The organism is Glycomyces sp. NPDC048151, assembly GCF_043202775.1.
Taxonomy (GTDB): domain Bacteria; phylum Actinomycetota; class Actinomycetes; order Mycobacteriales; family Micromonosporaceae; genus Glycomyces.
In genome coordinates, this window is the sequence record NZ_JBIDBB010000002.1 from 534,267 (window position 1) to 557,586 (window position 23,320).

A 23,320-nucleotide genomic window follows, 5' to 3' on the forward strand; every position below is an offset into this window, starting at 1 on the left:
TCGTAGTGCCCTGCCCGCCGCGTCCCCGGGAACCCGTTCGCGGGCGGGCGCGCGGGCCCCTATGAATTCCTGAAAGCGGTTACTCTCGACCGATATGCCGTCCTTGAACCGCCCTGGCCGATCGAGGATCGTATTGAAACCGCAGGTCGCACCTAGTGTGAACCGGTGTTCACCTCCCGCAACAGCGGGTGACCGGCGTTACCCCCCGAATAAGGAAGGCTTAAGCTACGAAGCGTCAATCCTTAACCAGGAAGAAGCCTGCGAGTCATGCTTCGCCGACGCCCGCCCGCACGAACGCCTCATCTCCCAGCAATCCATCCCCTTGAGAACCCCTGGAGTCAACGGTGACTGCTGTCACGCTGAAGAACGTCTCGAAGGTGTTCCCCGGCGAAACCCTCGCCGTGGACTCCTTGAGCATGGAGGTCAACCACGGCGAGTTCCTCGTCCTGCTCGGCCCGTCCGGCTGCGGCAAGTCCACAGTGCTCCGCATGGTCGCCGGACTCGAGACCCCCTCCGACGGCGAGATCCTCCTCGACGGCGAGTACGCGAACGACCTGCCGCCGCGCGACCGCAACGCGGCCATGATCTTCCAGACCTTCGCGCTCTACCCGCACATGTCCGTCGCCGACAACATCGGCTTCCCCCTCAAGCTCGGCAAGAACAACGGCGCCCAGTCCGTCCCCGAGGCCGTCGGCGACATGGCCAGCGCCTTGGGCATCTCGGACCTCAAGGACCGCAAGCCGAACCAGCTCTCCGGCGGCCAGCAGCAGCGCGTCGCCATGGGCCGCGCGCTCGTGCGCCGCCCCAAGCTGTTCCTCATGGACGAGCCGCTGTCGAACCTCGACGTCGGCCTGCGCGCCGAGCTGCGCACCGAGATCTCCTCGCTCGTGCGCCGCCACGACGCGACGACGCTGTACGTCACGCACGACCAGACCGAGGCGCTGACGATGGCCGACCGCGTCGCCGTGATGCGCAAGGGCGTCCTGCAGGACGTCGGCACCCCGGACGAGGTCTACGAGCGCCCGGCGACGATGTACGTGGCCGCGTTCCTCGGGACGCCGCGCATGAACCTCCTCGAGGCGCGCGTGAACGTCTACCTCGACCGCTATGTGGCCCTCGACTTCGGCGAGCAGGAGCTGCGGCTGCCGTGGCACGACCTGCGGGGCAGGGCCGTGGCCCGCTACCACGGGGAGACGATCGTGGTCGGGATGCGGGCCGAGGCGCTGGCGCCGGTCGCCGACGGGCACCCGGGCCAGTCGATCCAAGGCCGCGTGCGGTTCTACGAGCACCACGGCCACGAGACGCTCGTGTTCCTCGACATCGGCGCGACGGCGGTGGTGCCGGACGGCATCGGCGACAAGCCGGACCTGGCGCGCGGCGGCTCGAAGCCGCGCCGCCGCCTGGGCGGCCTGTTCTCCGGGTTCGGGCAGCAGCAGGTCGAGCAACGCGAGACCGACACGGGCCCGATCCGCAAGCCCGCGGACCTGGTGTTCCGGCTGCCTCCGCACATCCCGGTCTCGGCCGGGCAGCCGATCACGGTGGCCGTGCACATGGACGCGCTGCACTACTTCGACAAGTACGGCAAGCGGATCGACGTCGGCTGGTCGGCCCGCGCCTAGGACAGGCCCTCGACGAACGCGAACGCCGCGGGTCCCTCGATGAGGGGCCCGCAGCGTCGTCTGCCGTTATCCGGTCTCGGCGATGCTCGCGAGCCGCAAATCAGCCCAAGAACTTCTCGGCGTCGATGATCTTCACCGAGATCTCGGTGTCCTTGGGGGTCTTGTAGGCGACGGTGTCGCCGACCTTGTGCCCGAGGATGGCCGCGCCCAGCGCGGAGTCGGGGCTGTAGACGGTGAGGTCGGTGGTGGCCGCGATCTCGCGGGAGCCGAGGAGGAACTTCTCGGTGTCGTCGGGGTCGCCGTCGAAGGCGATGGTCACGACGGTCCCGATCTGGATCTCGTCGCTGTCCTTCGCCTCGCCGACCTTCGCGTTGCGCAGCAGGTCTTCGAGCTGGCGGATGCGGCCCTCCTGCTTGCCCTGCTCGTCGCGGGCCGCGTGGTAGCCGCCGTTCTCCTTGAGGTCGCCCTCTTCGCGGCGGGCGTTGATCTCGGCGGCCATGGCGGGACGGTTGGCGATGAGCTCGTCCAGCTCGGCCTTGAGGCGGTCGTAGGCCTCTTGCGTGAGCCAAGTGCCCTGGTTAGCGTCGGTAGCCATGTGATCCATATCCTCCGAATAGTGCGATCCGTACTGCGAGGTCCTGCCTCTGGGTGTCCGTGCCGTCCGGGGGAGCGCCCCCGGATAGCGAAAGGCCCGCCGACCGAAACGCGGTGCGACGGGCCGAAAGTCAATAGTCAGTCCGTCTGCCAACACCTCAGGACCTCGCCGGTGTTGGGCACGCCCTCCACCGCGAGCGGGTACGACATCTCGACATGGGTGGCATCGTCCGCCGGGATCTCGACTTCGGCGTACCCGATCTCGGCGCCCGCGAGGTCGCGGGAGCGGACGGCGCAGGTAGCGCCTTCCCCGGCGGGCTTGTAGACCTCGAACTCGACGGTGACCTGTCCGGGGACGGAGTCGTCGAAGCCGAGGAGGCGTTCGGAGACCTCGTTCTGGCCGTAGATCTCCGAGAGGCGCCAGGCGGCGAAGAGGCCCGCGAGGACGACCGCTGTCGTGAGGGCCGCGGTCACCGCGGGGCGGCGGCGCCGAGGTTCGCGGCGGCGACCGTAGCGGCCTTCGGGAAAGGTGACGTCGGCCAAGGTTGCAGCAGGCACGGCCGGCACACGCCCGTCCGTGGTCTGCATCTCAGTCATTGCGTCGCTTTCCTTCGCGATCAGCGGTTTCACCGCTCGAGCCGGGTTCTTCGCAGAACCGGGAAGTAATGATTATCGAGTATCGTTGCACAGAATGCCAGAGCCGACAACTACCGCAGTGCGCGAGTCGGTTCCAGTGCGCCGAGCCTTACCACTAGAAGCACCCGCCAGTGAGGTTGACCGACGTGACGAACCAGAGCAAGCTGCGCCTCATGTGCGTGCACGCCCACCCCGACGACGAGTCGAGCAAGGGCGCCGGCATGATGGCCCGCTACGTGCGCGAGGGCATCGAGGTCCTCGTCGTCACGTGCACGGGCGGCGAGCGCGGCGACGTGCTCAACCCGAAGATGGACCGCCCCGAGGTCCAGGAGAACCTGCCGCGCATCCGCAGCGAGGAGATGGCCCGCGCCCGCGAGATCCTGGGCGTGGAGCAGCACTGGCTGGGCTTCACCGACTCCGGGCTCCCGGACGGCTGGCTGCCCGACTCCGGGACCGAGCTGCCCGAGGACGCGTTCTACCTCGTGCCCACCGAGGAGGCCGCCGCGCCGCTCGTGGAGGTCATGCGCTCCTTCAAGCCGCACGTGGTCACCACGTACGACGAGGAGGGCGGCTACCCGCACCCCGACCACGTCAAGACCCACGAGGTCTCCGTGGCGGCCTTCGCCGCCGCCGGGGACCCCGAGCGGTACCCGGGCCTGGGCGAGCCGTGGCAGCCGCTCAAGCTGTACTACAGCCACTCGTTCGGCAAGGCGCGCATCGAGGCCCTGCACTACGCGATGCTCGACGCCGGGCTGGAGTCGCCGTACAAGGACTGGATGGACGCCGGCGACTGGACCCGCGACAAGAGCGAGCGCGTGACGACCCGCGTCCAGTGCGCCGAGTACTTCGACATCCGCGACGAGGCCCTGAAGGCCCACGCGACCCAGGTCGACCCTGACGGGTTCTGGTTCGCCGTGCCGCGCGAGCTCCAGCAGAAGGCTTGGCCCACCGAGGACTACGAGCTCGTCGAGTCGCGCATCGAGTCGCGCCTGCCCGAGGACGACCTCTTCGCCGGACTCCGCTAGCACCACCGGCACCGCTGAACGCCAACGGCCCCAGGGAACTCCTGGGGCCGTTCTCTCCACTTGCGATGAATCCCGACGCTGTCGTTACCGCCTCGGCGCCGCATCGTCGGGTCCCGTGCACCCTCAGTGAGGAAACAACTGTCGGGCTCCCGACACCACGGTGTATTTCCTCGGAAAGTGCGGGAACCTTGCTGCAAGCGCGCCCCCGCGGGTTACCGTGCCGGGAGGACCGGGCCGAACCCGAGCCCGGGACGGATTCGCGGAGGCGGGCGCAGAACGGAGGTGGACCCATGGTCAGTCGCGAAACAACACCGGCGCGCACCAAGTCGTTCGTCGGCAGTCTCCTCGTCGCCACGCCTACACTGCAGGACCCCAACTTCGACCGCACGGTCGTCATCGGCGTCGGGCACGAGTCCGACGGGGTGCTCGGGGTGGTCCTGAACCGGGCCACCGAGCGGAAGGTCGTCCACTACCTCGACCAGTGGGCCGACCTCGCGGGGCATCCCGCCGTCCTCTTCGAGGGCGGCCCGGTGCAGCCGGACGCGGCGATCGGACTGGGCTGGCGGAAGGCCGACGCGCCCTTCAACGACGCGTTCCGGCCCGTGCTCGGGCGCCTCGGCACGCTCGACCTCGCCCGCGACCCCGACGAGGTCGCGCCGCTCCTGGAGGGCATGCGGGTCTTCACCGGCTACGCCGGATGGGCGCCGGGGCAGCTGGAGGACGAGATCGACGCGGGCGCGTGGATGGTGTTCGACGCACTCCCGGCGGACCCGTTCTCGGCCAACCCCGAGGAGCTGTGGGGCATGGTGTGGAAGCGCCAGGGCGGCCTGCTCTCCGCGGTGGCGCACTTCCCCGCCGACCCCGTCATGAACTAGCCGGACCCCTGCGCGATGCACCGGCTCAGCCTCCGGGCCGCCAGGCCATGAGGATCACGACCACGCCGTAGAAGACGAGGTTGAGCCCCGAGAGCGCCAGCAGCCTGCCGCGGTGCTGTTCGAGCAGCTCGCCGTCCATGGTGCCGTGGGCGTCCTGGAGCTCCTTGCCGATGCGCGCGAGCACCCCGGGGACGACGGCCATGCCGTTGACCACCGCGACGGCGTAGAGCGTCGAGGCGATGATGACCCACGGGTCGGCGAACGAGTACCGCTCGCTCGTCATCATCGTCAGCACTCCGAACAGGGCCGCGACCAGCGTGAGCGCGTTGAACGCCATGCAGCGCCGCCCGGCGCGGTGCACGCGGTCGCCGTCTCGCTCGCGCAGCGCCCGCTCCCCCAGCCACGGCATGAGCATCGCCGGGCCCACGAACACGACCGCCAACAGTACGTGCATGACCGACAACAGAGTGTGCATATTGTGATCTTACGGACAAACCACCCAGGAGTGTCGCCGAACCGTGCCCGGCACGCGGCCGGGCACCCCGACAGTGCGCACGAAGAAGCCGGGCCCGGACGCTCTCGCGTCCGGGCCCGGCCTTATGGCTGTGGAGCTGCAGGGAATCGAACCCTGGTCCTCCGCTGCATCTGTGAGACTTCTCCGGGTGCAGTCCGCTGTGCCTTTTATCGAGCCCCACCGATCACGCGGACGAGACGGTGTGGCGGGCTCTAATCGCCGAAGATCTCGGCCTTCCGTCCCAGCGATCAAGACGTCGGCCCAGCATCCTTAAATGATGCCGCGATCCCAGAGCGGATGCGCCTCTGGAGCGGCAACTTCACGGTCGCTTAGGCAGCGAGAGCGAAGTCAGTGCGTTTTGCGTTGGCACTTATTGGTTTCCAACGTTGGTTTACGAGACAGCGTTGGCTTCCTCGACCCGCTTCCCTCACCTCAACATACGGAGTCGAAACCGATCAGCCCCGTGACTTTGGTGAGTGAGTGTTTCACCCTGTTCAGTTGTGCTGTGGAATTCTAACCCAGTCCAACGGCGGGCGTCGAACCGATATTCCCCGGCTCACTTGCCGCCGCGCTTGGCGGCGCGGCCCATGGCGCGCTCGATCTCGCGGTCGGACTCGCGCTTGGCGATGGCCTGGCGCTTGTCGTAGTTCTTGCGGCCCCGGGCCAGCCCGAGCTCCATCTTGGCGTAGCCGTTGAGGAAGTACACCGAGAGCGGCACCAGCGTCAGGCCGGGCTCGTCGAGCTTGTGCGCGAGCTTCGCGATCTCGCCGCGGTGGAGCAGGAGCTTGCGGATGCGCCGGGGCGGGTGGTTGGTCCACGTCCCGAAGTCGTACTCGGGGATGTGGAGGTTGTGGACGCGCGCCTCGCCGTTGTAGATCTCGGCGTACGCGTCGATGATGTTCGCCTTGCCCTGGCGCAGCGCCTTGACCTCGGTCCCCGACAGGACCATCCCGGCCTCGTAGGTGTCCAGGATCTCGTAGTCGTGCCGGGCCTTGCGGTTGGTGGTCACCACCGAGCGCTCGGGACCCGAGTGCTTGACCTTCTCCTGCTGCTTCTTGGACACGCAGCAAGCTTAACGATCGAACATGTGTCTGTCGAAAGCTATTTCACTGGAAGCGGAGCGCTACCGGCAGAGGCAGCTCGGCAGGTACCCGACCGGGTTGACGCGGTCGCCGTGGACGCGGACCTCGAAGTGCAGGTGCGGGCCCGTGCTGTCGCCCGTGCTGCCGACCGCGCCGATCCCCTCGTCGCGGTCGACGTACTCGCCGTCGTTCACCCAGATCTCCGACTGGTGCGCGTAGCAGGTGGACACGCCCCCGCCGTGACTGATGCACGTCAGCTGCCCGTAGCCGGAGCTCCAGCCCGCGTAGACGACCTTGCCGGAGTCGGCGGCGTGGATGGTCGCGCCGGTGCCCGCCGCGAAGTCGGTGCCGCCGTGGAGGCGGGTGGTGCCGTAGATCGGGTGGCGCCGCCAGCCGAAGTCGGAGGACTTCCAGCCGTCGACCGGGACGACGAACCCGCCGCCGCCACCGCCGCCGGAGGACGAGCCGCCGCCGGAGTCCCGGTCGTCGTCCTCGTCGTCGCGCGCGGCCTGGCGCAGCTGCTCGGCGAGCCGCTCGGACTCGGCCTCGAGGTCGTCGTACTCGGACTGCGCGTCGTCGCGGGCGTCCTCGGCGACCGCGAGCGCCGTCTCGTGCCGGCCGACGAGCTCCTCGACGGCGAGCTGCGCGGCCTGCGCCTCGGAGAAGCGGACCTCGGCGGCCGCGAGCGCCTCGGCGGCGGCCGCCTCGGCGGCCTCGGCCTCGGTCTCGGCCAGGGACGCGGCGTTCTCGGCGTTGGCGGCCTCGCGGCGGGCGAGGGTGACCTCCTCGACCGCGCGGTTCTTGCCGTCCATCATGAACTCGAGGTAGGTGAGGCCGTCGACGGCGGTCTGCGGGTCGCCGGAGGCGAGGATCGCGTCCACGGTGAGCAGTTCGGAGCCGCGCGCGGTGGCGGCGAACAGGGAGGCGCGGGCCTCGCGGGCGGACTCGACGGCGGCGCGCGCCGCCTCGTACTCGGCCGCGGCGGCCTCCAGGGCCTCGCGGGCGGCGTCGGCCTCGCGCTGCGCCTGGGCCGCTTCGGCCTCGGCGGCCGCGACCCGGCCCTGGGCGACGTCCACGGCGTGCTCGGCGACGGGCAGTTCGGCCTCGGTCTCGGCCAGGACCTGGCCCGCGGCGCGCACCTCGTCCGAGGCGTCCTCGAGCTGCGCGGCCATCTCGGCCTTCTCGCGCTCGACCCGGTCCAGGTCGGACTGGGAGACCCCGAAAGCGGGACTGCTCGCGGTCCCTGCCAGGAGCAGGGCCGCGAGCAGCCAACCGATTCGCCTCATAGGGCCCGAATTTAGTCCATCCGCGACGGACATTCAGGCTGTTCGGGGTATAACCCCCGAACCGGGTAGATCAGACCTTGATGTTGAAGCGCAAGGTGATCCATGCGGTGATCGCGCTGATCACCGCGGAGACGCCGATGAGGATCGGGAGCAGGATGAGGATCGCCTGCATCTCGATCGGCGGCATCAGCTTGAACAGGTCCGCGAACTGGCCGTCGATGACCAGGAACTTCGCGGCGATGAGCGTGCCGAAGGCGAAGACCGAGCCGATCACGCCGGCGAAGACCGCCTCGAGGACGAACGGCGCCTGGACGAACCAGTTCGGCGCGCCGACCAGCTTCATGATCGCGACCTCGCGGCGGCGGGAGTACGCGGCGACCTGGATCGTGTTGGCCACCAGCATGAGCGCGGCCACGCCCTGCACGAGGGCGACGATCAGGGTGAGGCGCTGGGCCCCGCCGAGGATGTCGAAGACCTGCTGCAGGATCTCGCGCTGGTTGGTCACCTGGTAGACGCCCTCGCGGCCCTCGAACTGGCCGATGAGCTCCTTGGCGTCGGCGATGTCGACCATCTTGACGCGGAACGCCGACGGCAGGACCTCGGCGTCCACGGACTTCACCAGGTCGGGGGTGTCCTCGAACGTCTCCTGGAAGCGCTTGTACGCGTCCTCCTTGGACTCGTACTGGACCTCGGCGACGAGGTCGCTGTCCTGGAGCTCGGCGCCGATCTGGTCGGTCATCGCCTGGTCGATGTCGCGTTCCAGGTAGACGACCACCTCGAGGTTGGTCTGGTAGTACTCCTCGATCACGTCGACCTGGTTGTACAGGAGCAGGCCCGCGCCGAGCATCGTCAGCGAGACGGCCATGGTGATGATCATGGCGACGGTCATGGAGATGTTGCGCCACAGTCCGAGGAAGACCTCGGACATCACGTACTTCGCGCGCATGTGCTCTGAATCTGCCTTCCGCTTAGCCGTAGACGCCGCGAGCCTGGTCGCGGACGATCTGGCCGTTCTCGATCTCGATGACGCGACGGCGCATCTGGTTCACGATGTTGGAGTCGTGGGTGACCATGAGGATGGTCGTGCCCGTCCGGCTGATCCGGTCGAGGAGCCGCATGATCTCGATCGAGGTGTCGGGGTCGAGGTTACCGGTGGGCTCGTCGGCCAGCAGCAGGAGCGGCCGGTTGACGAAGGCGCGGGCGACCGCGACGCGCTGCTGCTCGCCGCCGGAGAGCTCGTGCGGGTAGCGGTGCTCCTTGCCGCCGAGGCCGACCAGTTCGAGCACCTCGGGGACGACCCGGCGCGCGACCGAGCGCGGCTTGCCGATGACCTCGAGCGCGAACGCCACGTTCTCGGCGGCCGTGCGGTTCGGCAGCAGGCGGAAGTCCTGGAACACGCAGCCGATGCTGCGCCGGTAGGCGGGGACCTTCCACCGGCGGAGCCTCGTCACGTCGGTGTCCCCGACGGTGATCTTGCCCTTGTCCGGAACCTCTTCGCGCAGCAGGAGCTTGATCATCGTGGACTTCCCCGCACCGGTGGGACCGATGAAGAAGACGAACTCTCCCTTGTCGATGAAGACGTTCACGTCCTCGACCGAAGGGCGGTTCGACCGGGGGTAGTGCTTGGTTACACCCTCAAGCTGAATCACGAGGCGGAGTCTAACCGCCGAACCCCGGGGCCGGTCGGGCGGCTCCAGTACAAGCGTGGCATATTCCGCAGTTTCAGCCCCATATGTCACGGCCGTGCAAGGGTTACGACGCGATTTCAGCCGAACGGAGGAAGCCCATATGGTCAGGCGGCCCATGAACGGTCGGCGGAGCGTCACCGGACGGCCACGGACCGGTCCCCTTCGGACCCGGACCGCATTCCTATAGGATCTGCGATCCGGGTGCGGGGAGGCTACTCGGCGGCCTTCTCGCCGCTCTTGCGCCAGCGGATCCCGGCCTCCAGGAAGCCGTCGATGTTGCCGTCGTAGACGCCCTTGACGTCGGCGGTCTCGAAGCCCGTGCGCAGGTCCTTGACCATCTGGTACGGGTGCTCGACGTAGGAGCGCATCTGGTCGCCCCACGAGGCCGTGGCAGAGCCGCGCAGCTCGTCGACCTTCGCCCGCTCCTCGTCGCGCTTGCGCTGGAGGAGCTTGGCCTTGAGGACGCCCATCGCGGTGGCCTTGTTCTGCAGCTGCGAGCGCTCGTTCTGGCAGGACACGACGATGCCGGTCGGAAGGTGGGTCAGGCGCACCGCCGAGTCGGTGGTGTTGACGCCCTGGCCGCCGGGGCCGGAGGAGCGGTAGACGTCCACGCGGATCTCGTCCTCGGGGATGTCCTCGATCTCGTCGGTCTGCTCCAGGGCCGGCACGACCTCGACGGCCGCGAAGCCGGTCTGGCGGCGGCCCTGGTTGTCGTACTTGCTGATGCGCACGACGCGGTGCGTGCCCTGCTCGACCGAGAGGTGGCCGTACGAGTACGGGCCCTTCACTGCGAACGTGGCGGAGCGGATCCCGGCCTCTTCGGCGTAGGAGATGTCGTAGACCTCCGTGCCGAAGCCGTGCGCCTCGGACCACCGCAGGTACATGCGCATGAGCTGCTCGGCGAAGTCGCAGGCGTCGGCCCCGCCCGCGCCGGAGCGCACCGTGACGACCGAGTCGCGCTCGTCGTACTCGCCGGAGAGGAGGGTGCGCACCTCGAGCTCGTCCACGGCCTTGCGGATCGAGTCGAGCTCGGCGGCCGCCTCGGCGGCGGCGCCGGGGTCGGACTCGTCGTCGGCGAGCTCGAACAGGACCTCGACGTCGTCCATGCGCTCGTGGAGCGCGGCGAGCTTCTTGAGCTCGGCCTGGACGTACGACAGGCGGGAGGTGATCTTCTGGGCCTGCGCGGTGTCGTCCCACAGCCCGGGGTCGGCGGCCGCGGCCTCGAGCTCGGCCAGCTCGCGCCGCAGCGCGGGGAGGTCCAGGACGGCCTCGACGCTGGCGAGCGTCGCCTTCAGTTCACGGAGATCGGCGGAAACATCGACACTGGTCACAACAGCTCAGCGTACGCCTGTATTCGGGCTCATACGAAACGGGACGCGAGCCCTGCGATGGGCCGCGTCCCGTTCCGTGCTTGATCGTCGTTCCCCGGGTCAGGCCCGGGGCGTTCTGCTTAGCGCTTCTTCAGCCAGCTGAGGGCCGAGCGGTGGTAGCCGATCGCGAACTCCATCGCGATCGCCGCGTTCGGGTCCTCGTCCGCGTAGTCCTTCGCAGCGGCGCGGGCCTCTGCCAAGGCCTCCTGGTGCTGCTCGGTCGCGTCCGCGAACATCTCCTCGGCGGTGTCCTTGGAGAGGTAGTCGAGGAAGGCCGTGCGCAGCGCGACGGGGTCGCGCAGCTGGCCGATGCGGGCCGGCTCGTTGAGCCAGCGGGTGAACGCCCGCTTGCCGTTGGCGCTGATCGTGTAGGGCACCGAGGCCCTCGGTCCCGGCTTGCCGACGCGGACGAGTCCGCCTTCGGCGAGGGCCGGGAGTTCGCGGTAGACCTGGGAACGCGTCATGGTCCAGTACGGACCGAGGCGACGGGTCGCCTCGGCCATGAGTTGTCCGCCGGTCATCGGTCCTTCGTGCAGCAAGCCCAGCAATGCTGCTGAGGTTGCGTTGAGTTCTTTTCCTGCCATGCCCGACAGGATGCCATGTGGATGCCCTCATGACAAGTGGACAGCTCCAATGTGTCGATAGACCGTTACCGATACTTGATTGGATGGGTTCACGGATTACGCTGCAAGCCTTGCGAAACGGTCTGAGTCCTTCGCTGGATTGCAACGCCTGTTTCGAGAATTCCAATCATGTGATCCCGATCGCCCCCATGGGTTGCGATGACTCGGCGTTGCCCGGTGCTCACGCATCATTATCGACTGTCGTCGCCGCTTTCAGTTGCGGGGCATCGGGGAACCGATGAGATCCGATCCGGGCGAGTCGTCGTCGGAACCGCCCTCTGTGGAATCATCGCCCGCGCCTTCCGATTCGGACATTTCATCCGAATTCTGGTCAGGCGACTCGCTGTCGGCGTCCGGCCCTTGAGGAGTGGCCGACTCCTCACCCGGCGTCGCGCTCGGCTCCGCGCTCGATTCCGTTGGGTCCGCTGGGCTCTCGCTCTCCACGGGCGCGGACTCGCTCACGCTCGCGGACGGATCGGCCACATCGTCCTCATCGGGAAGATCGGGGCGGGTGACCACCAGAAAGGCCCAGACCGCCGCGATCACGACGAAGCATCCGGCGAGGGCGAGACCGACGATCCAGCCGCGTCCCATCTTCTCGTCGTCCTTGCCGTACACCGCGCCGCGCGGCCCGCCGTCCGCGCCGGGGTCGGGGGCCGTCATCATCGCCGCCAGCGCGGCCTGCTCGATCTGGGGCGCGTTCGGGGTCACCGGCTCGTACTTGAAGGTGGCCGTCGCGTCCCGCTCCTTCAGCTCCGGCTCGATCGGCGCGGTCGCCTGGTTCGACAGGCGCGGGGCGAGGCGGCGCAGCTCGGCGGCGACCGCGTCGAGGTCCCCGCGGGCGCGCGGGTCGAGCGCCAGGAGCATCTCGACGACGCGCCACAGGTCGGGGTCGACGGCGGCGGGCTTGACGGGGATGCGCGTGAGGTGGCGTTCGACGACTTCGGTGATGGAGCCGCCGCGGTAGGCGCTGTGCGCGGTCAGGGCCTCGTAGAGGACGAGGCCGAGCGCGTAGTTGTCGACGCCGGGGCTCGCCGAGTCGCCGGAGGCGACCTCGGGGGCGATGTACTCGGGGGTGCCGTGCGACGGCGCGGTCTTGGACGCGGCGGCGCGGGCGATCCCGAAGTCGATGAACTTCAGGCCGTCGGTCCCGGCGAGCATGAGGTTGCCGGGTTTGACGTCGCCGTGGCGGTACCCGGCGCGGTGGATCGCGGCGAGGGTCTCGGCGGCACTGGCGCAGCGGCGGGCGGCCTCGGCGGCCGGGAGGGGCCCGTGGAGGCGCAGGTGCTCGCGCAGGTCCAGTCCGGGCAGGAACTCGAGCACGACCGCGCAGACCTCGATGGTGACGATGAAGTCCTTGACGGCGACGACGCCGGGGTGGTCGATCGTGCGGAGGATGTCGGCCTCGGCGCGGAAGCTCTCGAAGATCTCGGCCTCGTCGCGCAGCTCGGGGCGGAGGACCTTCACCGCCACGTGATCTCCGGTGACCTGGTCCAGGGCCCGCCACACGACGCCGACCGCGCCGCGGGCGATCTCCTGCTCCAGGACGTACCGGTCGGCCAGAACGGTGTGCATGGGTGCTCCTAGGGGGCGGGCGTTGGCGCTCGTTCCACTGTAAATGGGGCGTCGTCGCAGCTCAGCGGCGGAGTCCCAGGGTGGCACGATCCGGGGATACACCGGGGCGGGGGCGGGGGCGCGCGCACCGGGATCAACGGTCGCGTGCTGTGAGTGGCGGGACACTACACTTGCGCCCATGTCCCTCGAACGGCCAAGCTTTGAACAGACAGCCGAATCCCGGTGCGGAAACAGTGGTGATCGCCTGTGACCGAATTGCGTTGGCGCTACGGCGCCGCGACCGACGTGGGCAAAGTCCGCGACCTGAACGAGGACTCCCACCTCGCGTCGCGGCGGCTCCTGGCCGTCGCCGACGGCGTGGGCGGCGCGGCCGCGGGTGAGGTGGCCAGCGGCGTCACCATCGCGGAGGTGACGCGGCTCGCCCGCCGCTCCCCCGTCGAGGCGAGCGCCGAGCTGGGCGCGGTCGTCGAGGCCGCCCGCGACCGGATCCGGGCGGCCGTGGCCGAGAACCCCGAGTCGGAGGGCATGGCGACGACGCTCACCGGGCTCTGGCTGGGCGACAACGCGGTCGACATCGTCCACATCGGAGACTCGCGGGCGTACCAGGTGCGAGGCGAGGACTTCGTCCAGGTCACCGTGGACGACTCGTACGTGCAGCACCTCGTCGACGAAGGCGCGATCACCCCCGCCGAGGCCCAGGACCACCCGTACAAGTCGGTGGTCACCCGCGTCCTCCAGGCGAACCCGGCACCCGCCCACTTCGAGACGCGCCCGGCCCTGATCGGCGACCGGTACATGCTGTGCTCCGACGGGCTGAGCGACGTCGTCGACGACGCCGTCATCGAGAACGTGCTGCGCGACTTCACCGATCCGCAGGCCGCGGCCGACGAGCTCGTGCGGCTCGCCCTCGAGGGCGGCGGGCCCGACAACGTCACCGTCGTGGTGGGCGACGTGGCCGAGCACCGGCAGCTGCGGCGCTGGCCGTGGGCGATCGCCGCGATCGGCGTGGTGCTGGTGATCGCGGCGATCGTCGTGGCGCTGGCCCTGCGGGGCTAGCCCTCCTCTGCGCGGGTGTGCGCGATGATGCCGCCGTCGCCCGGGTATTCGAGGGTGAGCGTGTCCGCTTCGGCGTCGTAGACGAGCTGGACGGTGATCTCCTCCTCGGTCTCGGGCTCGGTGCCGACGAAGACGTTCGGGTCGCCGTCGTTCATGTTGACGGTGCCTTCGTAGTCGCCGTGCTGGTTGGCGAAGGACGAGAGGACCGCGGTGCCGTCCTCTTCGATGGTGAGGGTCGAGCCGTGCGGGCCGACGTCGTCGTAGTCGGCCTCCCAGGTGCCGACGATCGCTTCGAGGCGCGGGTCGATCCCGGTGGGCTCCTCGGCGGGGGCCTCCTCCTCGGCGGTGGAGCCGGGGGCGGCTTCGGCGACCGTGGTGTTCTCCTCGGCCGGGTCGTCGCCACCCAGGTTCCCGGCGTCGCAGGCGGCGAGGCCCGCGAGGGCGAGGAGGGCGGTTGCGGTGAGCAGTGAGCGGCGCATGATGGCGTTCCTTTTCGTCGAGCGGATGTGCTTACCCACGTAGACGAGAAGCGGGGGACGGCCGCATATCCCCGGATCGTGCCACCCGTTCAGTCGCGGAAGAGCCCGAGTTGCGCGCCTTCGGTGCGGGCGGTGTGGTCGAAGAAGAGGGCGTCGTCTGCGGTGACGTTGGCGAGGTGGCCGTGGAGCTCGTAGCCGATGATGCCGACGAGGCGGTTCCAGGCGAGGATGAGCTTGGCGGTCTCGTCGGGGGTGAACTCGTGGCCTTCGAGGAGGACCAGCATCTCGGGGGTGATGGCCTCGGGCGGGCACACCGGTCCTGGTGCGGGCCTGAGCTTTCCGGTGCGCTTGGCGGCTGCGGCGATGCGGGCGAGGGTGAGCGGCATGCGCCCTGCGACCTCGACGGTGACGTGCGGGGCGATGTATCCGGGGACGGGCGTGCCGAAGATGAGCGCGTACTCGTGGCGGTTGGCGAGGGACCAGGCGCGGACCGCGCGCCAGACGGCGAGCCAGCGGTCCTCGGGGGCGTCGCCGGGCCGATCGGCTCCTTCGGCCGCCTCGCCGATCTCGGTGTAGGCCTGGACGATGAGTGCGGTGAGGAGTTCGTCGCGGCTGGCGAAGTAGCGGTAGACGGCCGAGGAGGCCATGCCGAGTTCGCGGGCGACCGACCGCAGGGAGAGGTCGGCGGCGCCGCTCTCGCGGAGCTGGCGGCGGGCGGCGGCGAGGATCTCGGCGGTGAGCTCGGCCCGGGCACGCTCGCGGGCGGTTTTCGGCGCGTTCATCAGGCCAGTGTACCGAAACGAGAGCACCGCTCTTGCATTGTCGGAACGAGTGTGCAATCATTGCTCTCAACAGAGAGCACTGCTCTCGAAATTGAGCAGTGAACCCCCAAGGAGCCAGCATGTCCCTCCCCCAGAACGACGCCCCCCGGGCCCGCATGGGCGCCCTCGCCTTCGCCCTCGCCGGCGTCCTCTTCGTCATCTACGAGGCCGCCGCCCCGCGCCTCGACCAGACCACGCTCGAAGGCGCCGAGTCCTGGACGAGCGCCGGATGGTCGATCGCGCACATCGCGGCGATCGTCGGCCTCATCCTCATCCCGCTCGGCTACGGCGCACTGCGCGGCCACCTCGAAGGCACCCGCAACGAGAAGACCGCGTTCATGGCCGCCACGATCGGGTACATCGGCTCGGCGCTGACGATCTCGTACTACGGCGCGGAGGTCTACGGCCTCAAGGCGATCGGCCAGCGGGCCGTCGAGGACGGCGACGCGACGCTGACCGAGGTCGGCGAGGCGTTCCGGATGGACCCCACCGCGCTGGGCGTCTTCGTGACCGGCCTGGCCCTCATCGCGATCGCCGCGGTGCTCGCCGCGGTGGCAGTGTGGCGCTCGGGGACCCTGAACAAGTGGAGCGCCGTGCCGCTCGCGGCCCTGCTCGTGACGATGCTCCCGCAGTACTTCTTCCCGCACGCCGGCCGGATCGCCTGGGGCGCACTGGTGACCGTGGCGGCCCTGTGGCTCGCCGCCGAGATGTGGCGCGCGGCGGCGAAGCGTCCCGCCCGGGAACTCCAGGACGCGTAAGCGTCGAGGCGAAGCGCGCGGGCCTGTGCCCGCGCGCTTCGCATTTCCGGCGCTAGCCTTCAAATCGGACACCCCGGGACCCCCCAATTCCATTCTCTCCCGAGGGTCCGACACTGCCCGAACGCGAAGCACAGTCACTTGAACGCGAAGGCGGCCCCGCAGATGCGGGGCCGCCTTCGCGTTGTGTCGCTTCGCTTCTCGCCTACGCCGACAGGGCGATGCCGTCGAGGATGTCGTGCTCGGAGATGAGGACCGAGTCGATGCCGCTCTGCTCCATGATGGTGCGCAGGACGAGCGCGCCGCCGACGATGACGTCGGCGCGGCCCGGGTGCATCACCGGGATCGCCAGGCGCGCTTCGTGGTCGGCCGCGGCGAGGTCGGCGGTCACCTGGGCGACCTGCGCGTAGGAGAGCCGCGTGCCGTCGATCGCGTCCGCGTCGTACTCCTTGAGCCCCAAGGAGATCGCGGCGATCGTGGTCGCCGTCCCGGCGACCGCGACGAGCTCGGTCGCCTCGCGGGCGGCGTCGGCCACGGCCAGCGCGCCGTCGGCGATGCCGGTGATGTCGGCGACCGCTTCGGCGATCTCGTCGGCGCGCGGCGGGTCGGAGCGCAGGTGCCGCTCGGTCATCCGGACGCAGCCGACGTTCACCGAGATCGCGGCGGCGACGTCGGATCCGGTGCCGCGCACGAACTCCGTGGAGCCGCCGCCGATGTCGATGAGCAGCCGCTGTCCTTCATGGACGGGCAGGGTGGCGACCGCGCCGGTGAAGGAGAGGCGGGCCTCCTCGTCGCCGGTGATCACCTCGGGGTCCTGGCCGAGCACGGCCTGGACCATGGCCTTGAAGTCGGCGGCGTTGGAGGCGTCGCGGCTCGCGGAGGTCGCGACCATGCGCACCGCCTCGACTCCGTGCTCGCGGATCTGGGCGGTGTAGTCGGCCAGGGCGACGCGGGTGCGTTCGAGCGCAGCGTCGGAGAGGCGGCCGGTGCGGTCGACGCCTTCGCCGAGGCGCACGACCTCCATGCGGCGCACCACGTCGTGGAGCCGCCCTGTGTCGTCGACGTCGGCGATGAGGAGGCGGATCGAGTTGGTGCCGCAGTCGATGCCGGCCACGCGGCGGGTCATTCGCCGTCCTCCTGGTTCGCGGTGGCGCAGCTGCTGCGCGTCCACCATTCGGGGAGCAGTTCGACGGCCTCGTCGCCCATGGGGCTGACGCCCGGTCCGGCGGCGAGCGAGTGGCCGACGAGGGCGTGCAGGCATTTGACGCGGTCGGGCAGGCCTCCGGCGGAGATGCCGTCGATCTCGGGGACCTCGCCGAGGCGGGCGCGGCGGGCGAGGTAGTCCTCGTGGGCGCGGCGGTGCTGCGCGGCGAGCTCGGGGTCGGCGCCGAGCCGCTCGTTCATGTCCTTCATGACCCCGCCGCCTTCGAGGCGGCCGATGGCCGAGGCGGCTTTCGGGCAGGTCAGGTAGTACGTGGTCGGGAACGGCGTGCCGTCGGGCAGGCGCGGCTCGGTCTCGATCACGGCGGGCTGGCCGCACGGGCAGCGCCACGCGACGGCGTGGGCGGCGCGCATCGGGCGTCCGAGCTGCTTGCGGACGGCGGCCGCGTCGGCCTCGGTCACCGGTTCGGGCTGCTGGGGCCACTCGGCGGGCTTCACAGCGCCCCGCCTCGCGGCGCTCGCGGTCGTACGGCCATCACTGCGCTGGTTCCTCTGTTTCGTCTGGGTCGAGCCGGTCGGCGTCTGCAAAGGTATCGGCCAGCTCCTCGTACCAGGTCTGGTCCTCGGCGGCTTCGTCGTCTGCGCCACCGGTGTGCTTCGGGTCGTCCTCGTCGATGACGATGACGAGGTCCTCGCCGGGGGGCACGAGGAGGAGGCTGGAGCGGATCTGGGCCTTGACGTACTCGGGGTCGTCCCACTTGACGCGTTCGGCCTCGAGCTCCTCGATGTGCTCGGACTGGGCCGACTGCTCGGCTTCGAGGCGGTTGATCTCGATGCGCTGCTCGACGTAGGTGCGCAGGGGGTAGGCGTAGGCGAGAGCCAGCGCGGAGAGGACGAGGGCGAGGATCGCGGCGCGGCGGGAGACCTTGCGGGCGGGGCGGTAGCGGACCCGTTTGACCTCGGCGCGGCCGGCCGTCCCGGGTGCGGGGCGGCGGGCGGCACGGGTGCGGCCGGGTCCGGTGGATCGTCCTCCCGGGTGGCTGGGTCGGCGGCTCGCGTTCACGGGCCCAGCCTAGTCGATCGGGGAACGCGGGGACGGCTTCGCCCGCTGCGGCCGGGCAGCGCGAAGGCGCCCGACTCGCTGAGTCGGGCGCCTTCGTCTGCGTTGCCGTGGACCGGCTTCAGGTTCCCTTCAGGCGACCTCAGCCTGCCTTCAGGTTCGCCTCGCTACGGTTGCGACCGGGAGCCCTTTCCCAGTCGCCGGAGGTACCTCCGGCGTGCACTGGATCGGCCGTTCGCTGCGTACGCCTACTTGCCGAACTTCGGGAATGCCGAGGCGCCGGCGTAGCGGGCGGCGTCGCCCAGGTCTTCCTCGATGCGGAGGAGCTGGTTGTACTTGGCGACGCGGTCCGAGCGGGCCGGGGCGCCGGTCTTGATCTGGCCGCAGGTCATCGCGACGGCCAGGTCGGCGATCGTGGTGTCCTCGGTCTCACCGGAGCGGTGGCTCATCATGCAGCCGAAGCCCGCGCGGTGGGCCATCTCGACGGCGTCGGTGGTCTCGGTGAGCGAGCCGATCTGGTTGACCTTGACGAGGAGGCCGTTGGCGGCCTTCTCGTCGATGCCGCGGCGGATGCGCTCGGGGTTGGTCACGAACAGGTCGTCGCCGACGATCTGCAGGCGGTCGCCGACGGCGGCGGTGAGCGCGGCCCAGCCGGCCCAGTCGTCCTCGGAGAGCGGGTCCTCGATGGACACGAACGGGTAGGCGGCGATGAGCTCCTCGTAGTAGGCGCTCATCTCCTCGCCGGTCTTCTTCTGGCCCTCGAAGAGGTAGGCGCCGTCGGTGTAGAACTCGGTGGCGGCGACGTCCATCGCGAAGGCGATGTCGGTGCCGAGCTTGTAGCCGGCCTTCTCGATCGCGACCGAGATGAGGTCGAGGGCGGCGCGGTTGGAGTCGAGGTTCGGGGCGAACCCGCCCTCGTCGCCGAGGCCGGTGGAGAGGCCGCGCTCCTTGAGGACGGACTTGAGCGCGTGGTAGACCTCCGCGCCCCAGCGCAGGGCCTCCTTGAAGGTGGGGGCGCCGATCGGGGCGATCATGAACTCCTGCACGTCGACGTTGGAGTCCGCGTGGGAGCCGCCGTTGAGGATGTTCATCATCGGCACCGGCAGGAGGTGCGCGTTCGGGCCGCCGATGTAGCGGTAGAGGGGCAGCTCGGCGGAGTCCGCGGCGGCCTTGGCGACGGCGAGGGAGGCGCCGAGGATGGCGTTCGCGCCGAGGTTGGACTTGTCGGGGGTGCCGTCGGCGTCCAGCAGGGCCTGGTCGACGAGGCGCTGCTCGGAGGCCTCGATGCCGATGAGGGCGTCGCGGATGGGGCCGTTGACGTTGTCGACGGCCTTCTCGACGCCCTTCCCGAGGTAGCGGTTCTTGTCGCCGTCGCGCAGCTCGATCGCCTCGAACGCGCCGGTGGAGGCGCCGGACGGGACCGCCGCACGCTGGAGCGTGTCGTCCTCCAGCAGCACCTCGACCTCTACGGTGGGGTTGCCGCGCGAGTCGAGGATCTCCCTGGCCCGGATGTCTTCAATTGCAGCCACTGTCACTCCTGAAATAGCCGAATCTGACGATCGGCCCGATTACGGGGCCGTGTCCGAAGGATTTCGGCCGACCCGACACTGCGTCGGCCACAGCTCCCGAGGATACGCCCTGCTCCTCCCGGCGATGGCTCCGAGCCGGTAAAAGACCGCGTGGAGGGGGCCATCCGCGGTGAATTGGTGTTGCCCGCAACGCGGACGCTCGTGTTACATGGGCCGTGGACGCACCGCTATAGGGTGGAGTCCTATCTCAGATCAGACACCTGTGCTAGGCGTGCCCCCCGGATGCCGATCGCGACGACGCTGCTAACCGCGAACCTGGACGCGCGCGACGGCGGTCCCCCTCGCCTGGCGCAATGGAAGTGGAGCCCCATGATCCTGCAGAACCCCCTGCGGCGCTGCGCTGTACTGGGCGCGGCGGCGCTCCTCGCCCTGGCCGGATGCTCGGACGGCGGCGAGGGCGGCGAGTCGGCCTCGGAGGAGCAGGCCGCGCTCACCGAGCTGAGCGGCCGCCTCGTCGAAGGCGACCGGCCGGCCTACACCGCCGAGTACCTCATCGAGGACTCGGAGGAGTCCGTGCTCGTGGCGGTGGACCCGGAGGCCGGGACCGCCGCCGTCGTCGTCGGCGACCGGCCGAGCCTGTGGGCGGGCGAGGACGCCGCCGGTATCGACCTGTGGCTGAGCCAGGAGCTCGAAGGCTTCCTGCCCCCTGACGAGACCGTGGCCGCGTGGCTCTCGGAGACCTCCGCGGACCCGTCGGCCTCGACCGTCTTTTCGAACACGACGCTCGCGGGCGAGCTGGCCGACTGCGTCGAGGTGCAGGGCGCGGAGGACGCGACCGTGGGCGCCTACGAGGTCTGCGTGACCACGGTCGGGGTCATCGCCAGCGTCAGCGCGAAGGTCGGCGACACCGCGTACACCGCGAAGCTCGTGAACTACCACGACGGCGTGGACGCCGCCTGGATCGACGAGATCACCGGTCAGGGCGGGACGGCCAACCAGTAGGATCCGCCGCCGCCAGGCCGCGGATCGCGTTACAGTCGCTCGGCGGGCTGGGACCCGGCGCCACGGGGGTTCACCTGAAAAGGTGTCGGCGCCGACCCGGCCCGCGCCGCTTCCGGAGCGGCCGCAAGGTAGGCCGCGTCACAAGCGGTATCCCGGTTGCGGACCCCCGCCCACTGCCATGTAGAGTTGTCGTCGTTGCCGCGGCAAGCCGCGGATGACAAAGGCCAAGCTCCCGTCGTCTAGGGGCCTAGGACGCCGCCCTCTCAAGGCGGAAACGGCGGTTCGAATCCGCTCGGGAGTACCAGTTAGATACGCAGTTCAGAGCCTCAGCGCAGCTGGGGCTCTTTTGCTGTACTGGGGCGTCTTGCCGGTGAGCGGGGGTCGGCCCTCGGGGTCGCGGATGGTTTCGGGATTTTCTGGCATAGTGGAATGTTTAGGCAGTATTGTGCCTGTTTTGTCTTAGGCTGCCTGCATGCATGGCTGGCGATTGTCTACAAGGGTATTGACGGTGGTGCTCGCCGCGCTGTTGGCGGTGGTGTCGGGCGGGGCGGTGTTCGACCGGGCCGCGCGGGCGCAGGCGGGCGGGGCGTGGAACACGTGGGAGGACTTCGGGGGCGGCCCCGGGGAATACCACACGTCGACCACGTTCACGACCAGCCCGGGCATCCTGGCGGGCATGAGCTCGAACTCGCGCGGCGGCGGCGTGGGGGTCATCTCGGGGCAGTCGACGTGGCTGTCGGAGGGCACACCGATCGGCGCGAAGTACGGGTCCTCGCGGAACGAGCCGTACGTGAACCTGCGGCCGCAGGCCGACCGGGCCGATTCGCCCTCCTACACGACGTACGCGTTCGACGAGCCCGTGCCGCCGGGCGGCTGGGCCTTCGCCTTGGGGGACGTGGACGCCGACGAGGTCAAGGTCATCGCGAAGGGCCCCGACGGGTCGACACTGACGGCGTCCCAGCTGGGGTTCCAAGGCGCGTTCAACTACTGCGGCTCCGTGTCGGCCGGGGGCCCGTCGTGCTCCGGCGACGGTTCCGACCAGCCGACCTGGGACGCCGGGACGCAGACGCTGACCGGGAACGACGCCGCGTCCGACACCGACGGCGCGAGCGGATGGTTCGAGCCGACCGCCGAGGTCGCGTCGCTGACGTTCGTGTTCACGAGGCGGGCCGGGTTCCCCGTCTACCAGACCTGGTTCGCGTCGCTGGGCTGCGACGTCACCGGCACGGTCACCGACTCCGGCACCGGGTTCGAGGGCGTCAAGGTCAACCTCGTCGACGCCGACGGGCACGTACTGGAGTCGACCACGACCGCCGCGGACGGGACCTACACGTTCGCCGACTACCTGGTCGGCGGCGAGTACACCGTGGAGGTCATCGCCCCGGACGGGAAGATCGTCGACGGCGCGAAGCGGCAGGCCGTGGACCTGGACTCGTGTCCGGCGGCCGCCGCGGACTTCGCGCTGCGCGACATCGTACCGACCTCGGTGAGCGGCAACGTCTCCACTTCGGACGGGCAGGGTCTCGGCGGCATCCCGGTGACGATCGCCCTCGAGGACGGGACCGAGCTCACCACCGTCACCGACTCCGACGGGAACTACCTGTTCGACGAGGTCCCCGCGGGCGACCACACCGTCACCGTCGACGAGCCCGAGGGGTACGACTACGACGGCGCGTCGCAGCGGGACGTCACGGTCGCGACCGGGCAGACCACGCCGATCGCGGGCCAGGACTTCGTGCTGACCCAGCAGCCGAGCCTGTTCGGCAGCGCGGTCGCCTGCGGCGAGCCCATGGCCGGTGTGACCGTGACGCTCACGAAGCCCGACGGATCGACCGAGTCCACCGTCACCAACGGCGACGGCATCTACGTGTTCCACGGTCTCGCCTCGGGCGACTACACCGTCGCCGCCGACGAGCCCGAAGGGCACGACGCGGAGGGACCGATGTCCCAGAGCGTCACCATGGCCGGGGACGACGTCGACAGCGTCGACTTCCTCTTCTCCAAGCCCGCCGCCGTGGTCGGGACGGTGACCGGGCCGGGCGGGGAGCCGATGGCCGACGTGGCGCTGACGGTCACGCCGGAGGACGACTCGGCCCGGCAGGCGACCACCGGGGACGACGGCGTCTTCAGCGTCGGCGACCTGCCCGCCGGGAGCCACTCGGTGGCGGTCACCGCGCCCGCCGGGTACGAGGTCGTCGGCGCGAGCGTGCGGACCGTGTCCAACAGCGACACCTGCGGCGACGCGGTCGCCGACTTCGAACTCGCCGAGATCCTCAGCGACGACCCGGGCGTCCCTCCGGGCGACCCCGGTGACGAGCCGGGCGACGAACCGGGTGACGATCCCGGCGAGGAGCCCTCCGGCGACGCCGACGAGGGTCCCGGCGGACCGGCGGGCAGTCCCGGCGGCTCCTCGCACGAGGGAGCCTACGGCGGTCTGCCGCTCACCGGCGCCGGCCTCTACCCGGGGCTCATGGCGGCCGTGTTCCTGCTCGGCGCCGGAGCGGTGATGGTCGCCGCAGCGCGGGCGCGGCGGGACGGGTCCTCCGATCCGCTGATCTGAGGCCGATCAG

General features: G+C 69.9%; 23 protein-coding genes, 1 tRNA gene and 1 other RNA gene. 8 read left to right on the forward strand and 17 right to left on the reverse strand.

The features are described from left to right. Positions 1–344 precede the first annotated feature (344 nt). A complete protein-coding gene (locus tag ACGGCP_RS05925) occupies positions 345–1,619 on the forward strand; it encodes an ABC transporter ATP-binding protein (protein WP_392961646.1) in 1,275 nt (424 codons plus the stop codon). A 100-nt stretch (positions 1,620–1,719) separates the two neighbouring features. Here ACGGCP_RS05925 and greA read toward each other — a convergent pair whose 3' ends face one another. Beyond that, entirely contained in the window at positions 1,720–2,214 is a 495-nt protein-coding gene (gene greA / locus ACGGCP_RS05930) for a transcription elongation factor GreA (RefSeq protein WP_392961649.1), read from the reverse strand. Positions 2,215–2,351: 137 nt separating this feature from the next. Continuing rightward, a complete protein-coding gene (locus ACGGCP_RS05935; protein WP_392961652.1) occupies positions 2,352–2,810 on the reverse strand; it encodes a DUF4307 domain-containing protein in 459 nt (152 codons plus the stop codon). Between the two features lie 212 nt (positions 2,811–3,022). Between ACGGCP_RS05935 and mca the strand changes: the two genes are divergently transcribed. Both mca and ACGGCP_RS05945 read left to right on the forward strand, forming a co-directional pair. Further along, positions 3,023–3,874, forward strand: a complete 852-nt coding sequence (mca, locus tag ACGGCP_RS05940) for a mycothiol conjugate amidase Mca (protein ID WP_392962046.1) — start codon at positions 3,023–3,025, stop codon at positions 3,872–3,874. A gap of 290 nt (positions 3,875–4,164) precedes the next feature. Next, positions 4,165–4,749 (forward strand): YqgE/AlgH family protein, encoded by a 585-nt coding sequence (locus tag ACGGCP_RS05945; RefSeq protein ID WP_392961655.1) that lies wholly within the window; start codon positions 4,165–4,167, stop codon positions 4,747–4,749. Between the two features lie 25 nt (positions 4,750–4,774). Here the strand turns inward: ACGGCP_RS05945 and ACGGCP_RS05950 are convergent, their stop codons facing one another. The 9 genes from ACGGCP_RS05950 to ACGGCP_RS05990 form a co-directional block, all read right to left on the reverse strand. Further along, a complete protein-coding gene (locus tag ACGGCP_RS05950; RefSeq protein WP_392961658.1) occupies positions 4,775–5,224 on the reverse strand; it encodes a DUF2269 family protein in 450 nt (149 codons plus the stop codon). Positions 5,225–5,352: 128 nt separating this feature from the next. Continuing rightward, positions 5,353–5,726, reverse strand: a transfer-messenger RNA (tmRNA) gene (gene ssrA, locus ACGGCP_RS05955). A gap of 93 nt (positions 5,727–5,819) precedes the next feature. Continuing rightward, complete coding sequence (gene smpB / locus ACGGCP_RS05960) at positions 5,820–6,326, reverse strand: SsrA-binding protein SmpB (RefSeq protein ID WP_392961661.1); 507 nt, start codon at positions 6,324–6,326, stop codon at positions 5,820–5,822. A 60-nt stretch (positions 6,327–6,386) separates the two neighbouring features. Then, positions 6,387–7,631 carry a M23 family metallopeptidase gene (locus ACGGCP_RS05965; RefSeq protein WP_392961664.1) on the reverse strand — a complete coding sequence of 415 codons (1,245 nt, stop codon included), beginning with the start codon at positions 7,629–7,631 and terminating at the stop codon, positions 6,387–6,389. A gap of 70 nt (positions 7,632–7,701) precedes the next feature. Then, positions 7,702–8,577, reverse strand: a complete 876-nt coding sequence (gene ftsX, locus ACGGCP_RS05970) for a permease-like cell division protein FtsX (protein ID WP_392961667.1) — start codon at positions 8,575–8,577, stop codon at positions 7,702–7,704. A 22-nt stretch (positions 8,578–8,599) separates the two neighbouring features. Further along, complete coding sequence (gene ftsE / locus ACGGCP_RS05975; protein WP_205326604.1) at positions 8,600–9,280, reverse strand: cell division ATP-binding protein FtsE; 681 nt, start codon at positions 9,278–9,280, stop codon at positions 8,600–8,602. Positions 9,281–9,531: 251 nt separating this feature from the next. After that, the gene (gene prfB / locus ACGGCP_RS05980) at positions 9,532–10,650 is read right to left on the reverse strand and encodes a peptide chain release factor 2 (protein ID WP_392961671.1); all 1,119 of its coding nucleotides are present in this window, start codon (positions 10,648–10,650) and stop codon (positions 9,532–9,534) included. Positions 10,651–10,769: 119 nt separating this feature from the next. Continuing rightward, on the reverse strand, positions 10,770–11,273 hold the full coding sequence (locus ACGGCP_RS05985; protein WP_030155315.1) for a PadR family transcriptional regulator: 504 nt from the start codon (positions 11,271–11,273) through the stop codon (positions 10,770–10,772). A gap of 252 nt (positions 11,274–11,525) precedes the next feature. Next, positions 11,526–12,887, reverse strand: a complete 1,362-nt coding sequence (locus tag ACGGCP_RS05990; RefSeq protein WP_392961674.1) for a protein kinase — start codon at positions 12,885–12,887, stop codon at positions 11,526–11,528. Positions 12,888–13,133: 246 nt separating this feature from the next. Here ACGGCP_RS05990 and ACGGCP_RS05995 point away from each other — a divergent pair, with 246 nt between their 5' ends. Beyond that, positions 13,134–13,943 (forward strand): PP2C family protein-serine/threonine phosphatase, encoded by an 810-nt coding sequence (locus ACGGCP_RS05995; protein WP_392961677.1) that lies wholly within the window; start codon positions 13,134–13,136, stop codon positions 13,941–13,943. On the opposite strand, the gene ACGGCP_RS06000 is transcribed toward ACGGCP_RS05995, so the two are convergent. Beyond that, on the reverse strand, positions 13,940–14,422 hold the full coding sequence (locus ACGGCP_RS06000) for a hypothetical protein (RefSeq protein WP_392961679.1): 483 nt from the start codon (positions 14,420–14,422) through the stop codon (positions 13,940–13,942). The two genes, ACGGCP_RS05995 and ACGGCP_RS06000, sit on opposite strands and share 4 nt — an antisense overlap. An 89-nt stretch (positions 14,423–14,511) precedes the next feature. Further along, positions 14,512–15,204, reverse strand: coding sequence for a TetR/AcrR family transcriptional regulator (locus ACGGCP_RS06005; RefSeq protein ID WP_392961682.1), 693 nt, complete (start codon positions 15,202–15,204; stop codon positions 14,512–14,514). Positions 15,205–15,323: 119 nt separating this feature from the next. On the opposite strand from ACGGCP_RS06005, the gene ACGGCP_RS06010 reads away from it, so the two are divergent. Continuing rightward, entirely contained in the window at positions 15,324–16,001 is a 678-nt protein-coding gene (locus tag ACGGCP_RS06010; protein ID WP_392961685.1) for a hypothetical protein, read from the forward strand. Positions 16,002–16,203: 202 nt separating this feature from the next. Here the strand turns inward: ACGGCP_RS06010 and ACGGCP_RS06015 are convergent, their stop codons facing one another. The 4 genes from ACGGCP_RS06015 to eno all read right to left on the reverse strand — a co-directional run bounded on the left by ACGGCP_RS06015 (position 16,204) and on the right by eno (position 19,748). Then, on the reverse strand, positions 16,204–17,124 hold the full coding sequence (locus ACGGCP_RS06015) for an exopolyphosphatase (protein WP_392961687.1): 921 nt from the start codon (positions 17,122–17,124) through the stop codon (positions 16,204–16,206). Continuing rightward, positions 17,121–17,657 (reverse strand): DUF501 domain-containing protein, encoded by a 537-nt coding sequence (locus ACGGCP_RS06020; protein ID WP_392961690.1) that lies wholly within the window; start codon positions 17,655–17,657, stop codon positions 17,121–17,123. The genes ACGGCP_RS06015 and ACGGCP_RS06020 overlap by 4 nt, the downstream gene beginning before the upstream one ends. 37 nt (positions 17,658–17,694) lie before the next feature. Continuing rightward, the gene (locus ACGGCP_RS06025; RefSeq protein ID WP_392961693.1) at positions 17,695–18,222 is read right to left on the reverse strand and encodes a septum formation initiator family protein; all 528 of its coding nucleotides are present in this window, start codon (positions 18,220–18,222) and stop codon (positions 17,695–17,697) included. 245 nt (positions 18,223–18,467) lie between these two features. Next, entirely contained in the window at positions 18,468–19,748 is a 1,281-nt protein-coding gene (gene eno / locus ACGGCP_RS06030) for a phosphopyruvate hydratase (protein ID WP_392961696.1), read from the reverse strand. Between the two features lie 369 nt (positions 19,749–20,117). On the opposite strand from eno, the gene ACGGCP_RS06035 reads away from it, so the two are divergent. The 3 genes from ACGGCP_RS06035 (at position 20,118) to ACGGCP_RS06045 (ending at position 23,310) form a co-directional block, all read left to right on the forward strand. Continuing rightward, complete coding sequence (locus ACGGCP_RS06035) at positions 20,118–20,750, forward strand: hypothetical protein (protein WP_392961699.1); 633 nt, start codon at positions 20,118–20,120, stop codon at positions 20,748–20,750. 228 nt (positions 20,751–20,978) lie between these two features. After that, positions 20,979–21,054: transfer RNA gene (locus ACGGCP_RS06040), tRNA-Glu, on the forward strand. Between the two features lie 168 nt (positions 21,055–21,222). Then, positions 21,223–23,310, forward strand: a complete 2,088-nt coding sequence (locus ACGGCP_RS06045; RefSeq protein WP_392961702.1) for a collagen binding domain-containing protein — start codon at positions 21,223–21,225, stop codon at positions 23,308–23,310. The last annotated feature ends 10 nt before the right edge of the window (positions 23,311–23,320 follow it).